The organism is Aeromonas australiensis (assembly GCF_000819725.1).
In the GTDB taxonomy this organism is placed as follows: Bacteria; Pseudomonadota; Gammaproteobacteria; order Enterobacterales; family Aeromonadaceae; genus Aeromonas; species Aeromonas australiensis.
In genome coordinates this window covers 55,153-68,236 of record NZ_CDDH01000112.1, presented here as the reverse complement: position 1 = coordinate 68,236, position 13,084 = coordinate 55,153, and the positions used below count along the sequence as shown (strand labels likewise).

The 13,084-nt window shown below is 56.1% G+C and carries 10 protein-coding genes and 1 riboswitch; of the genes, 3 read left to right on the top strand and 7 right to left on the bottom strand.

What is annotated here, in order from left to right; all coding sequences use genetic code 11:
- Positions 1-146: 146 nt before the first annotated feature.
- The 3 genes from BN1117_RS18410 (at position 147) to ppx (ending at position 4,290) form a co-directional block, all read left to right on the top strand.
- Positions 147-659 (top strand): glycine cleavage system transcriptional repressor, encoded by a 513-nt coding sequence (locus tag BN1117_RS18410; RefSeq protein WP_040099755.1) that lies wholly within the window; start codon positions 147-149, stop codon positions 657-659.
- An 81-nt stretch (positions 660-740) separates the two neighbouring features.
- Positions 741-2,810, top strand: coding sequence for a polyphosphate kinase 1 (gene ppk1 / locus BN1117_RS18405; protein WP_040099751.1), 2,070 nt, complete (start codon positions 741-743; stop codon positions 2,808-2,810).
- On the top strand, positions 2,800-4,290 hold the full coding sequence (ppx, locus tag BN1117_RS18400; protein ID WP_040099750.1) for an exopolyphosphatase: 1,491 nt from the start codon (positions 2,800-2,802) through the stop codon (positions 4,288-4,290). Before ppk1 ends, ppx begins: the two co-directional genes overlap by 11 nt.
- 60 nt (positions 4,291-4,350) lie before the next feature.
- Here the strand turns inward: ppx and mgtE are convergent, their stop codons facing one another.
- The 7 genes from mgtE to flgG form a co-directional block, all read right to left on the bottom strand.
- Positions 4,351-5,694 (bottom strand): magnesium transporter, encoded by a 1,344-nt coding sequence (gene mgtE / locus BN1117_RS18395; RefSeq protein ID WP_040099748.1) that lies wholly within the window; start codon positions 5,692-5,694, stop codon positions 4,351-4,353.
- A 122-nt stretch (positions 5,695-5,816) separates the two neighbouring features.
- Positions 5,817-5,986: riboswitch (M-box (ykoK) riboswitch) on the bottom strand.
- Between the two features lie 177 nt (positions 5,987-6,163).
- Entirely contained in the window at positions 6,164-7,372 is a 1,209-nt protein-coding gene (gene flgL, locus BN1117_RS18390) for a flagellar hook-associated protein FlgL (protein WP_040099746.1), read from the bottom strand.
- A 4-nt stretch (positions 7,373-7,376) separates the two neighbouring features.
- Positions 7,377-9,380, bottom strand: a complete 2,004-nt coding sequence (locus tag BN1117_RS18385; RefSeq protein WP_040099744.1) for a FlgK family flagellar hook-associated protein — start codon at positions 9,378-9,380, stop codon at positions 7,377-7,379.
- A 3-nt stretch (positions 9,381-9,383) separates the two neighbouring features.
- Complete coding sequence (flgJ, locus tag BN1117_RS18380; RefSeq protein ID WP_040099742.1) at positions 9,384-10,457, bottom strand: flagellar assembly peptidoglycan hydrolase FlgJ; 1,074 nt, start codon at positions 10,455-10,457, stop codon at positions 9,384-9,386.
- A 43-nt stretch (positions 10,458-10,500) separates the two neighbouring features.
- Positions 10,501-11,598, bottom strand: a complete 1,098-nt coding sequence (locus tag BN1117_RS18375; protein WP_040099740.1) for a flagellar basal body P-ring protein FlgI — start codon at positions 11,596-11,598, stop codon at positions 10,501-10,503.
- An 8-nt stretch (positions 11,599-11,606) separates the two neighbouring features.
- Positions 11,607-12,278: a flagellar basal body L-ring protein FlgH gene (flgH, locus tag BN1117_RS18370; RefSeq protein WP_040099738.1), complete on the bottom strand. Its 672-nt coding sequence runs from the start codon at positions 12,276-12,278 to the stop codon at positions 11,607-11,609.
- A 14-nt stretch (positions 12,279-12,292) separates the two neighbouring features.
- A complete protein-coding gene (gene flgG, locus BN1117_RS18365; protein ID WP_040099736.1) occupies positions 12,293-13,081 on the bottom strand; it encodes a flagellar basal-body rod protein FlgG in 789 nt (262 codons plus the stop codon).
- Positions 13,082-13,084 lie beyond the last annotated feature (3 nt).

Genomic DNA, 13,084 nt, shown 5'->3' with positions numbered 1-13,084 from the left:
GTCACGGAGCAAGGCAGCAGGCAAGCGTATGGCGTGCGTAAAAGTCCCGCCTTTTTTATCTATTTGTCAGCAAGCGGGGTTCATATGGCCAGCCCCAGCAGGCACAATGGAGAGTGAGAGAGAAATCCATTTTCAAGGAGAGCAGGATGCAAAAACAATTGGTGGTCACCGTGATCGGTGCAGACAAACCCGGGATCGTCGAGAGTCTGGCGGCCGTCATCAGCCGTGAGCAGGGCAACTGGCTGGGCAGTGCCATGAGTGAGCTGGCAGGCCAGTTTGCCGGTATCCTCCATGTCAGTGTTCCCACTTCGCACTATCGTAGCCTGTGCGAAGCGCTGGCCTTACTGCCTGGCTTGACCATCAGCTTTGCCGAAGGAACTCCCACTGCACTACCCGCCCATCAGGTAATGATGACGGTCACCGGCAACGACCGTCCCGGGATCGTCCATGAAGTGGCCAGCATCCTGCGCCAGCTCGAGATCAACGTGGCCGATCTCAATACCGGCTGTGAGCCGGCCCCCCACTCCGGCGCCCCGCTCTTCTACGCCCATGCGCTGGTCGCACTGCCTGATGGCCTCGCCCTTGATGACCTGATCAGCGCGCTGGAGTCCCTCTCCGACGACCTGATGGTCGATATCGATGAGGCGATCTCCGAGTAATATAATTGTCATCTTTCTGTCATATATTCACGCCATATCTGCCGCGCATCGGCACGTTGATACAGGGACCTGAGGCATACCATGAACACCGACAAGCTTTATGAAGAGAAAGAGCTAAGCTGGCTCTCATTCAATGAACGGGTGTTGCAAGAGGCAATGGACAAGTCGGTCCCGCTCATCGAGCGGGTCCGCTTTTTGGGGATCTTCTCCTCCAACCAGGATGAGTTTTTCAAAGTACGGGTATCGGACGTCAAGCGCCGCATCCTCATCAATGAAGTACATGGTGGCGACGATGAGGCGAAAGTGCTGCTGCGCGCCATCCAGCAGAAGGTGATGGCGCTCGGTGAAGCGTTCGACAACACCTACAAGGAGCTGTTGATCGCGCTCGCCCGCCACAACATCTTTTTGGTCAACGAAAATCAACTCTCTGAGCCAATCCAGCAGTGGCTGAGGGTCTTCTTCAAAGAGAAGGTGCTGCGCCACATCATCCCGATCCTGCTCAACAAGGAGGTCAATCCGGTCAAATTCCTCAAGGATGAGTACACCTATCTGGCCGTCGAGATGAAAAAAAACGGTCAGGTGATCCAGTACGCCCTGGTAGAAGTGCCGACCGACGACCTGCCCCGCTTCTTCCAGTTGCCGCCGGAAGGGACTCGCCGCAAGAAGCAGATCATCATTCTGGATAACGTCATCCGCTTCTGTCTCGACGAGATCTTCAAGGGCTTCTTCGATTACGACGAGATTGCCGCCTATGCGGTGAAGCTGACCCGGGATGCCGAATACGGACTCTCCGACCAGCTGGACTTGAGTCTGCTGGACAAAATGAGTGACGGCCTGAAACAGCGTCTCACCGCCATGCCGGTGCGCTTCGTCTACGAGCGGGAGATGCCCGCCGCCATGATAAGCTTCCTCAAGCTCAAGCTGCAGATCAGCTCCTACGACGCCATCATGCCGGGTGGACGTTATCACAACTTCAAGGATTTTATCGGCTTCCCCAACGTAGGCCGGGATTATCTGGAAAATCCCAAGCTGCCGGCCCTCGATTGCCGTGATTTTGACGGTTTCGTCAACGCCTTCGATGCGATTAGCAAGCAGGATATTCTGCTCTACTACCCGTACCACAAGTTTCATCACTTCACCGAGTTGGTGCGCCAGGCGGCATTCGATCCGGCGGTCAGCGCCATTCGCATCAATATCTACCGGGTCGCCAAGAAGTCGCGGATCATCCACTCCCTTATCGATGCTGCCAACAACGGCAAGAAGGTGACCGTGGTGGTGGAGCTGCGCGCCCGTTTCGACGAGGCGGCCAACATCGACTGGGCCAACATGCTGACCGATGCCGGCGTCAAGGTGGTGTTCGGGGTGCCGAGCCTCAAGATCCACTCCAAGCTCTGCCTTATCACCCGCCACGAGCAGGGCGAAGCGGTGCGCTACGCCCATATCGGCACCGGTAACTTCAACGAAAAGACCGCCAAGATTTACACCGACTTCTCGCTGCTAACCCGTAATCCGGATATCACGGCAGAAGTGGAGAGCGTATTCGAGTACATCGAGTATCCCTATCGACGTTACAAGTTCAATCATCTGCTGGTCTCCCCCATCAACAGCCGTCGTCAGCTCTATCGTCTTATCGACAACGAGCTGACCAACGCCAAGGCGGGCCAGCCGAGCGGCATCATCCTCAAGATCAACAACCTGGTGGACCGGGACCTCATCAACCGTCTCTATGCCGCCAGTCAGGCAGGAGTGCCCATCCAGATGATCATTCGCGGCATGTGTGCCCTGCGCCCGGGCGTGCCGGGCCTGAGTGACAACATCAAGGTGATCAGCATCATCGACCGCTTCCTTGAACACCCGCGGGTGATGGTGTTCCATAACAAGGGTACCCCCCAGCTCTACATCTCCAGCGCCGACTGGATGAGCCGCAATATTGACGGCCGGATCGAGGTAGGTACCCCCATTTATGATGAGCGGCTCAAGCAGCGCATCATGGATATTCTCGAGCTACAACTGAGTGATACCTGTAAGGCTCGGGTGATCGATGCCGACCAGAAGAACGAATATGTGAAGCGGGGTAATCGCCGCAAAGTCCGCTCTCAGGTTGCCATTTACGACTATCTCAAACGTATCGAGTCACACAATGGACAATAGCCTCTACGCTGCCGTGGATCTCGGCTCCAACAGTTTTCATATGGTGATAGCGCACCTGAGCGAGGGGCGTTTTCGGCTCATTGATCGTATCAAGGAGCGAGTCCGTCTGGCCGAGGGGATGGATGAGCAGAAGCGAATGAGCCCGGAGGCGATGGCCCGCGGCCTCGCCTGTCTGTCGCTGTTTGCCGAACGCCTCACCAATATCAAGCCGGAGCATATCCGTATCGCAGGGACCTACACACTACGCCGCGCCAGCAACGCCCGCGAGTTTGTCACTGAGGCCGCCAAGGTACTCAACCACCCTATCGAAATCATCAGCGGCCAGGAGGAAGCGCGTCTCATCTATCAGGGAGTCGCCCATACCCAGCATATCGAGGGTCAGGTACTGGTGATCGATATCGGGGGCGGCAGCACCGAGCTCATCATCGGCGAGGGGTTTGAGCACAAGGCCCTCACCAGCCGCAAGATGGGCTGCGTCAGCTTTACCCAGAGCTTCTTTGCCAGCGGCAAGCTGAGCGACAAGCACTTCAGCAACGCCGTGCTGGAGGCGCAGCACCAGCTCGCCCCCATCATCGACCAGTACCACAAGCTGGGCTGGCAGAGCTGCCTTGGTAGCTCCGGCTCCATTCGCACGGTACGTGATGTACTGCAGGGTGAAGGGCTGACGGATGGCAGTATCACGCTGGAGGGGCTGGAGCGACTCAAGGCCATGATGATAGAGCGCAAGCGGGTCGACAACCTCAAGCTGGCCGGGCTCGCCGAGGAGCGCCAGGAGGTGTTTGCCGCTGCAGTTGCCATCCTGCTCGGCCTGTTTACCTCGTTGCCCATCGAGCGGCTGGACTACTCTGATGGCGCCCTGCGCGAAGGGTTGCTCTACCAGTTCGAGGAGCGTTTACAACACCACGACATTCGCGAGCGTACCGCACAGGCCCTCGGCACCCACTACCGGATGGACAAAAAACAGGCCGCCCGGGTGGAGCAGAGCGTACTGACGCTGTTTGATGCCCTGCAAGCGCCCTGGCAGATGGAGGCAGAACCCTATCGCGCCATCCTTGGCTGGGCGGCGCGGCTGCATGAAATCGGTCTTGCCATCAACTACAGCGGCATTCATCGCCACTCAGCCTATATCCTGCAACACACCGACCTGCCCGGCTTCAACCAGGACGATCAGGCACTGCTGGCGGCACTGGTGCGTTTTCAGCGCAAAGCGCTCAAGCTCTGTGAGCTGCCGCCCCTACCCAACCATGACCTGCAGACGGTGCTGCGCTGCATCCGCATTCTGCGCCTCGCAGTCGCCGCGCACCACAAGCGCCAGGACAACCTGCTGCCCGAGTGGAAAGTTGCAGTGCAAGGGGATCAGCTGGTCGTGACCCTGCCGATCGACTGGTGTGAGGAGAACCGGCTGCTGATGCAGAATCTGGAGAAGGAGCACCGTTATTGCCAGGAGCAGGGCTGGCCACTGTTGTTCCAGCTCGGCTAAACCGGAAAGATAAATGAAAAAGGCAGCCCACTGGCTGCCTTTTTCATCTCAATCTCCCGGTTACTGCAACTCGGGCAACAACCACTTGGCCATCTCGAAGTAGATGATAAGGCCGGTACCATCCACCAGCGTCGCGATGAAAGGTGCAGAGACCACCGCCGGATCGATGCGTAAACGACGCAGCACCATGGGGATAATGGACGCGACCGTGGCACTCCAAAGCACGATGGCGATGATGGTAAAGGTCACCACCATGCCAATCTGGGGACCGACGCCAAGACTCCATGCCCGCACCCAGGCAGCCATGGCGATGGCACCCGAGATCAGCAGACCGGTGGAGAGCTCCTTTTTCAGCACGGTGCCGAGGTTGCGCAGGCTCACCTCCCCGACCGCCATGGCTCGTACTATGGTGGTGGTGATCTGGGTGCCGCTGTTACCACCGGTACCGATCAGCAGCGGAATAAAGAAGGCCAATGCAATCGCGGCTTCCAGCTGCTCCTCGAATGCCCGCAGCACAGTGCCGGTGTAGGCTTCCGCCACAAACAGGATAAGCAGCCAGCCCACCCGTTTACGCCATAGCTGCCAGGGGGTCGCCTGCAAGTAAGGGGTATCGAGCGGTGATGAGCCCCCCTGCATCTCGGCATCCTCGGTGGATTCGAGCTCCAGAATATCCGCCGCATCATCGACGTGGAAAATACCGACCAGTCGCCCCTGATCCTCGACCGGCAAAACCGAGAGGTCGCGATCGATGAGCAGGCGTGCAGCCAACTCCTGATCCGCACGGGCGTTGATCCGTACCGTCTCCCGATCCATCAGGGTCGCGACACTGGCCAGCGGGTCGGCAATCAGCAAGGTCTTGAGAGAGAGGCTCCCTTGCAGACGACCATCCCCGTTGACCACATAGATATGGCGAAACAGCTGGGCATTGTCCCAGGCATCGTGGATCAGCTGTTTGGCGTGACCGACCGTGTCCTCCTCCCGCACCGCCAGATACTCGTGGCGCATGTTGGCACCCACCGACTCGGTGGGCCAATCCAGCAGAGAGTAATACATGGCCTGCGCCTGGGTCGGGAAGCGGGCCAGCAACATGGTGCGATCCTGACGACCCAGTTTGCGCAGAATTGCCACCATCTCGCGCCGGGGAATAGCCTCCTGCAACACGCTGACGATGCTGCCATGGAGCCGCTGCAACAGACGCCCGGCACTCTCGGCCGAGAGTGAGCCAAGCAGTTCGGCCCCTTGCGATATTGGCAGGGTATCAAAGATGCAGTTGAGCTCTTCCGGACGCAGGGTCAACAGTTGATCGGCACGCTGAACCGGATCCAGATTATGTTCCAGCCAACCCTGCAGGGCGGCCAGATCGAGCAGTTGGTGACGGTTAAGAATGGTATGTGTTTTCTTCATCACAGATATCCTCATGTGATTTCAGGCAAGCCTGAATGCCTCCGGAAATAGCCGGATGCAACGACAAGAAAACAGCAATTTGATTGACGAGTAATAGGCAGGAAATGACGCCGTTCGGCGTGTCATCATCCCCACGTACCAGCTTTAGCACTGTATAACGTATCCGGCATGCCGGAAGCCACTTGGGTTTACACCTTAATCCGATGAAAACTGTCCTGATCTTGGGCGTCTCTGGACGTCGTGAGATCAGTGGCCTGTGTTTATACAGGAGCCTCGCCTAACGAGATGCTGCAAATAATTCGCACAACCCTCTGTTGTGCGGGCGGCATGATTATCCAATCCCGCAGGGAGGTCAACCCCATAGCCACTCTTAAATGGGAATGGCAACAGCTTGTTACAATTGATGGGAAAGGGCTGCAAAATCGTTTGCGTGACACGACCAGACAAGAAGGCCCCGAAAGGCCTCTTGTCAGCGGATGTAATCAAAGAGCGTCAGACGACTTATCTTGCTGAAAGAGAGCTGTGAGGCACTCAGGGCGGCATCCTCTTTTGCCAACGTTGAAATGACCTCATAGAGATCCATGTCAGCAACCTTGGCCCTTGCCTCGGTATTGAGAATACTTAACCCCTCGTTAGAGTTTATCACCTGCTCCAGACTGTTCATCCGGCCCCCCAGCTCTCCCAATCCATGGTCGATATTCAGGCGGGCATTATTCATATGGACGGAGGCATCGACCACTTTCCGCTCAAAACTCTCGGCTGAAATATTGGGGTCACGCAACGCAGTAATAAATTCTGACATCCCGTTCAATATATTGTCATTCGTGGGGGAATCGAGATTGAACTGCTGGGTTGCCCCGCCAGCGGGAACATCCAGGGTCAACTCGAGACCATTGAAGGGGATCTTGCTGCCGGGAGTATAATCACCCGTTTGTAGAACCGCGCCACCACTGTCCTGAATCTCATAAGTGTCAGGCGGACCCAGGGCGGTAGACACGGTATAGCTGTTGACTGGCAGCGCAGGGTTGTAACTGGATTTAAAAAAATTATCAAAGTTACCCTGGTCGCCAATCCTGACTTGGATATCGGCACTGGCAGCGCTGGCAGTCCTTCGCGTCGCTACAATCTCAAACAGATCCTGGCCGGAATCATTGGCAGCAATCTGAACGGTTGGTGATACCTGAATATGTCGCTGCCCGGGGTCACCCTGATAAATATATTTTCCGTTGGCATCTTTTATATAAGGCTGGGTCTTGCTTTGATTCCCGCCAAATATAAATTCACCAGACGAATTCTTGCTATTCATCAGGTCAAATATCTGCTGCTGGAGACCTTCCAACTCACTGGCGATCGCCTTGCGGTCATCCAGACTGATAGCTCCATTGTTAGATTTCTGGATCAGGGTTTGGGCACTTTGCATCGCTGTATTTATTGATGCCAATACCGTCTCCTCGTGGCCCAGACTATTTTCCAGCAAACTGCCATTGACACTGTACTGCTTGAACAGGTCGATCTCCTTGGTCAACGCCATCTTCTGGCTCATCCCCGCTGGGTCTTCACCGGCAGTCTGGAATTTATTACCGGTTTGCAACTGCTGGTAGGCCTTGTTCAACCGTTCGTTGGTATTGGTCAGCGAGTAGAGGTTCCGGTCATAGATCATGTTGGTAGTAATGCGCATGACGTTACCTCACGGAAGAGAGCAGTGTATCGAAGATGGTTTTGGCGGTACTGACTACCTGAGCAGATGCCGCATAGGATTGCTGGAAGCGGATCAGATTGGCGGCTTCCTCCTCCAGGTTGACCCCTGACACGCTTTCAAAGATGCCGGTGCTCTGGAGCAACTTGGATTCATTGGCCTTAAGCAAGGTATTTGCTTGACTGGTATTGTTACCGACTTCCATCACCAATCCGGAATAGGCTTGGTTAAAGGTCATCTTGTCATTGGTCGTACCACCATTGGTGCTCTTGCGCACCAGATCCTTGTTTTGCAGCTCGGCCAGCACCAGGCCATTGCTGTTATCGGCAAAGCCATTGCTGTTGTAGCTAAGCTTGAAGCTGTCGTTAGCATTCACCGTTCCGGTGATGCTGAACTCGTAGCCGGGGGCCTGTTTCGGGTTGGCATAGACTGCGGCTCCGGCGGGGAAAGGGTTGACGATCGCCGACATCAGGTTTTGCCCTTTGCTGCTCGCAGGGGCAGTGCCAATCAGGGTAGTGCCATCGGCTTGAAACACCTGATAGTTACCGTTGGCGTCAATCTTGACGACCTGAGGCGCTGTCGGGCTCAGACTATTGGTACCAAAACCTGATCCTGCTCCGGTATTGAATACACCACCCAGCTTGATATCTGCGCCACCGCCATTATTGGTGGTCTTTTCCACTTTAAGCGGAGAGGCCAATGCCAAATCTTCCGGTCGGGTGATCAGCTGTTCCAGCCCAGCCGCCGCACTCTTGGTGGGTTGTAGCAGTAGCTTGTCCCCTGCCGCTGGGGTACCGGTAAAATCGATCGCGATCCCATGATCTGGCAATTCAAAGGTCGTCGGCGGCGTGCTACCTGTCGCCACAGAGGTACGGTTACCCGCTTTGTCCAACGAAAACACCTCAAAACCGGTAGCACTGCTAAAACGCACTTCGTAATCAAACGGCGTAACGGATGTCCCCTTGCCTGGCATAAAGCTGACATTCGCCCCCGTCGTTCCCGTATTGTTGGCATAGGGGAGCCCTTTGCTGATGGGCAATTTGAAGATATCGCCACCAATTTCATTATCCAGATCCATCCCGAGGCGGTTTTGCTGGTTCATGGCATCGGCCATCGCCACGGCAAGCTGGCCCAACTCACGCTTGGTTGGCTCAAGATCGGTGCGCGCTTTGAACAAGCCTCCCATGCCCCCCCCGAAAGTCTCGTTATCGATGAGCGCCTGATTATTCCCCAGCGTCAACAACAACTCCTGATGGCGGGAGTCGGGATCGCCCGCCACCACTTTAAACTGGGCAACGCCTCCATCGAGGATCAGCGAGTGACCAGTACTCATATTGACCAGCATGCTGCCGTTGGGTTGGGCAACGGTGCGAATATCCATCTTCTCCGAAAGCTGGCGAATCGCCTCATCCCGCTGATCAAACAGCATCAGGTTCTCTTCCGGTGACCCCTGGGTACGGATAATGGCCTGGTTGAGATCATTGATGCTGGTCAGCAAGCTATTAACCTGTTTGGTTTCATCCTCAATGCGGGTATTGAGGATATCGCTCTGTTTGTCGAACTGGGCCGAGAGGGTATTAAACCGATTAACCATGCCACTCATTTCAGTCATCACCACCTTGCGCCCACCGATCTCGGCAGGTGACTCATTGGCTGAGTGAAATGCTTTAAAATAGGAGGCAATGGCTGCCCCGACGCTGTTGCCGGTATCCCCCAACAAGCGGTCAATACCCGCCAGCTGTTGGTAATGGTTCAGGGAGGCGTGATAGGCGGAAGTGTCACGACGCACCTCCCCCTGCATATAGTCGTTGATCACCCGCTCGGTCTTGAGGTCACCGGTACCAAGACCGACAGTGTTGGTATACACCAGCGTACGCTCACGCACATAGCCCTGGCTATTGACGTTCACTATGTTGTTACTGGTGGTCTGCAGCAAGCGCTGATGAGCCAGCACACCTGATGTCCCAATTCCAAGCAGATCGACTGCCATACGTTACAGCTCCATCTCGTTGTATTGCGCAATCACATCACTGCGCAATACCTGTTTCAGTTTTCTGGCGTAATGCGGGTCAGTGGCATAACCGGCCTGCTGCAACGCCTCGAAATAGCGGTCCGGGCTATCCACTTTCGCCAGGGCCCCCTTATAGCGGGAGCCGGAGGTGAGGAAGTCCACGTAGTCATTGAAGCTCTCTTCAAACGACTCATAAGAGCGAAATGCCGCTTTCTGGCGGGAGGCCACACCTTGTTCATACTCCAGGGTGCTGACCACGGCCTTGGGCCCTTGCCAGCGAGGATCCGCTTTGATGCCAAACAGGTTATGGGTCATCTGCCCATCCCCATTCTTGATCACCCGCTTGCCCCAACCACTCTCCAGTGCAGCCTGAGCGACCAGTGCCGCCGGACTTAAACCGAGCTTGTCAGCCGCCTTTTTGGCCAGTGGCATAAGGCGATTGACGAACTCTTCCGGGGTATCAAACGCTTTGCTGCCACTCCCGCCGACCTTGCCCTCTGCGTTACCTATGCGCCCCATGGGCGGCACGCTGCGAGCAACTTTGTGAGGCATCGCCCGCTTGAGGCTATCCTCGCGCCCCTCTATCATTTTATTTTCAGCAAAATCTTTGCCAACTTTTGACGCCGCGATCAAATCATCGGCAGCCGCGCTGGGGGGCAGATAGGGCTTGTAGGCCCGCTCAGTACGCTGTGGCATCTTGAGCACCCGTCCATCCTGATGGGTAAAGGTCTCTGGAGAGAACTGTTTGGCCACCATCTCTGCCAGTCCCAACCCTCCCTTGCTGGACATATCAGCCACCCGCTGTTCGTCCAGCATGCCTTCATAGAAGCGGGTATAGCTGCTGCTCATGGGGTTGTCCTGAGTCAACACACCGTTGGCCTGACGCATGCCCTGAAACAGCATCTGGGTAAAGATTGACTCGAACTGGCGTGACGCACTCTTGAGCGCGTCGGCCTGTCCCGCTTCGCTTTGGCTCATCTGGCGCAGACGATCCAGGTTCTTGATCTCCTGTACCATCCCGAGATTCATGCCACTGTTGCTGTCAAACTCCGCCATTTTGCTTACCTCATTGCCACCTGTGGCAATCACTTGCCACCTGTTACAGTATGACCAACTGACCCTGGATCGCGCCGGCCTGCTGCAGCGCTTCGAGTATTGCCATCAAGTCACCAGGGGCGACCCCGACCTGATTGACTGCACGGACCAGGTCATCCAGGGTCGCACCAGTATCAAACTTGAACATCCGCCCCGGCTCCTGCTGGACATTGATAGTCGAGTTGTTGGTCACCGTCGTCTCTCCTCCCGCCAGCGGGTTGGGCTGGGAGACCTGCTGGTTTTCGGCGATGGTCACCGTCAAGCCACCATGGCTGATGGCTGCCGGTTTCAGCCTGACCTGACTGCCAATGACAATGGTACCGGTGCGAGAGTTGACGATGATCTTGGCCGCCTCGTTGGCCGGGTCCACCTCCAGATTTTCGATGGTGGCGAGATAGGACACACGCTGACCCGGATCCCGCGGGGCATAGACCTTGACCGAGGTGGCATCAAGTGCCTGGGCGGTATTAGGCCCCACCAGATCGTTCACCACATCGGCCAACCGGCGTGCCGTGGTAAAATCGGGGCGGTTGAGGTTGAACGTAATGGTGTCCCCCTGACTGAATGAGTTGGGCACTTCCCGCTCGACAGTTGCACCGTTGGCTATTCGCCCCACGGTCGGGGTATTGATCACTACTTTGGAGCCATCCGCCCCCTCGGCACCCAGGCCGCCGACAACCAGACTGCCCTGGGCAACCGCATAAACCCGACCATCAAGTCCTTTCAGGAAGCTCTGCAGCAAGGTGCCGCCCCGCAGGCTCTTGGCCTCGCCGATGGCCGACACTGTCACATCGATAGTCTGACCCGGCTTGGCAAACGGTGGCAGATCAGCATGGATTGCCACCGGCGCCACATCCTTGATCTTGGGCTTGATATTGTCCGGAACCTTGATGCCAAAGTTGTTGAGCATGGTACGGAAGGTCTGCTCGGTAAACGCGTTGTTCTTCTCACCGGTACCGGGCAACCCCACGACCAGACCGTAACCGATCAACTGGTTGCTACGCACCCCTTCAACCGAGCTGATGTCCTTGATCCGGGCAGCATTGGCCACGCCCAAGGGCAGCAGACAGCAGAGCAGTGTGACAAGACGGAGTGACTTCATAACATCTCCTAGAGCGGCCACCAGGGCCCGTTGAAAAAGCTGGTCAACCACCCTTGCTCCTGGCTATTGGCCAGATCGCCGGTACCACCATAGTGGATGCGGGCATTGGCTACCTTCTGGGACGAGACGCTGTTTTCCGAGGTCACATCCTCCGGGCGAATAAGACCGGTGATCCGGATATATTCATTGCCATTGTTGAGCATGATCCACTTCTCGCCACGCACCACCAGATTGCCGTTGGGCAGTACCTTGGCCACACTGACCGAAATATTACCCTGCAAGCTGTTACTCTGATCCGCCTTGGCCTGGCCCTTGAATGCACTGTTTTGACCGATGGAGGCCGAGAGATCATAGGGACTGGCGGTGACTGGCACGCCGCCCAATCTGACCGGATCCAGATTGAATTTATTGTCCTTGCCACTCTGGGTATTGGCCTTTTTCGAGGCAGAGGTCGACTCCGCCAACTCGATGGTGATGATGTCACCAACTTTGTGTGCCTTGATATCCGAATAGATGCTATTAACTTGATCCGGCTGGAAAATAGCGCCTGTCGGCCGCATCGAGACGGGCTCCGATTCACCATAAACAGGGGCAAATTCGGGGTCATCAGGCCTGGGCGTATTGGGCGTACTGCTACACCCTCCCAGCACCAGCAATCCCAATATCCATATGGCTTTCATCATGCACCTCCTAATCAGGTACGCTGGATCAGGAAGGACATCATGCCATCCACGGCGGAGAGTACCTTGGAGTTCATCTCATAGACCCGCTGAGCCTGAATGAGGTTCACCAGCTCTTCGGTCACATTGACGTTGGAACTCTCCAACATGCCCTGTTTGATCACCCCCAGGCCATCTGCACCGGCGACTCCCTGAATGGCGGCGCCACTCGACTGGGTTTCGACAAACATGTTCTCACCCATGGGTTGCAAACCGCTGGCGTTGACAAAATCGGAAATATTGATCTGGCCGACAACCTGAGAAGCGCCATCGCCCTTGAACTGCACCGATACCTGCCCATCTGTACTCACCGTTACGCTCTGGGCATTTTCCGGGATCTGGATTTCAGGTTGCAGGGGGTAACCATTACCCGGAGTCACTATGGTCCCTTCATCATTAAGGGTGAACTGACCGTTACGGGTATAGGCTGCACTACCATCTGGCAGTTGAATTTCAAAGTAGCCACGGCCACTGATCATCAAATCCAGCGAGTTGTCGGTGGTTTGCACGTTGCCCTGGCTGTGATTTTTCTGGGTCGCCACCACCTTGGCCCCCGCCCCCAGCATCAAGCCAGAGGGGAGCTCGGTATCCGCCGATGAGCGGCCACCTGGCTGATTGATATTTTGATAAAGCAGATCCTCGAAGATAGCCCGCGATTTCTTGAAGCCCACGGTGCTGGCGTTCGCCAGATTGTTCGAGGTGACCGAGATATTGGTCTGCTGAGCATCCAAGCCGGTCTTGCTGATCCAGAGAGCAGGGTTCATGGT

Excerpts from the sequence above, each read along its gene's own strand:
- BN1117_RS18410 (WP_040099755.1), top strand. The coding sequence starts at position 147 with ATGCAAAAACAATTGGTGGTCACCGTGATCGGTGCAGACAAACCCGGG.
- ppk1 (WP_040099751.1), top strand. The coding sequence starts at position 741 with ATGAACACCGACAAGCTTTATGAAGAGAAAGAGCTAAGCTGGCTCTCA.
- ppx (WP_040099750.1), top strand. The coding sequence starts at position 2,800 with ATGGACAATAGCCTCTACGCTGCCGTGGATCTCGGCTCCAACAGTTTT.
- mgtE (WP_040099748.1), bottom strand. The coding sequence starts at position 5,694 with ATGAAGAAAACACATACCATTCTTAACCGTCACCAACTGCTCGATCTG.
- flgL (WP_040099746.1), bottom strand. The coding sequence starts at position 7,372 with ATGCGCATTACTACCAACATGATCTATGACCGGAACCTCTACTCGCTG.
- BN1117_RS18385 (WP_040099744.1), bottom strand. The coding sequence starts at position 9,380 with ATGGCAGTCGATCTGCTTGGAATTGGGACATCAGGTGTGCTGGCTCAT.
- flgJ (WP_040099742.1), bottom strand. The coding sequence starts at position 10,457 with ATGGCGGAGTTTGACAGCAACAGTGGCATGAATCTCGGGATGGTACAG.
- BN1117_RS18375 (WP_040099740.1), bottom strand. The coding sequence starts at position 11,598 with ATGAAGTCACTCCGTCTTGTCACACTGCTCTGCTGTCTGCTGCCCTTG.
- flgH (WP_040099738.1), bottom strand. The coding sequence starts at position 12,278 with ATGAAAGCCATATGGATATTGGGATTGCTGGTGCTGGGAGGGTGTAGC.
- flgG (WP_040099736.1), bottom strand. The coding sequence starts at position 13,081 with ATGAACCCTGCTCTCTGGATCAGCAAGACCGGCTTGGATGCTCAGCAG.